Origin of the sequence: Arthrobacter sp. ZGTC412, assembly GCF_002929215.1 — a bacterium.
Lineage (GTDB): Bacteria > Actinomycetota > Actinomycetes > Actinomycetales > Micrococcaceae > Arthrobacter.
Genome location: NZ_PJII01000078.1, coordinates 1 through 611 on the forward strand (window position 1 = coordinate 1; position 611 = coordinate 611).

Genomic DNA, 611 nt, shown 5'->3' on the forward strand with positions numbered 1-611 from the left:
GGTTAGCTTAACACCTCACAGCGCTTACACATCCATCCTATCAACCATGTGGTCTACATGGGATCTTACATCTTACAAATGGGAAAATTCATCTTAAAGGGGGCTTCTCGCTTAGATGCCTTCAGCGATTATCCTGTCCGCACATAGCTACCCTGCTATGCCACTGGCGTGACAACAGGAGCACCAGGGGTGCGTCCATTCCGGTCCTCTCGTACTAGGAACAGCTCTCTTCAATTTTCCTACGCCCACAACAGATAGGGACCAAACTGTCTCACGACGTTCTAAACCCAGCTCGCGTACCGCTTTAATGGGCGAACAGCCCAACCCTTGGAACCGACTACAGCTCCAGGATGCGATGAGCCGACATCGAGGTGCCAAACCTCCCCGTCGATGTGAACTCTTGGGGGAGATAAGCCTGTTATCCCCGGGGTAACTTTTATCCGTTGAGCGACGGCCCTTCCACTCGGGACCGCCGGATCACTAAGTCCTACTTTCGTATCTGTTCGACTTGTAAGTCTCGCAGTTAAGCATCCTTCTACCTTTGTGCTCTATGTATGATTTCCAACCATACTGAGGATACCTTTGAGCGCCTCCGTTACTTTTTGGGAGGC

1 rRNA gene is annotated in these 611 nt (G+C 51.2%); it reads right to left on the reverse strand.

Features of this window, described 5'->3' with window-relative positions:
* Positions 1 to 611, reverse strand: a 23S ribosomal RNA gene (locus tag CXQ88_RS21445); the annotation flags it as partial.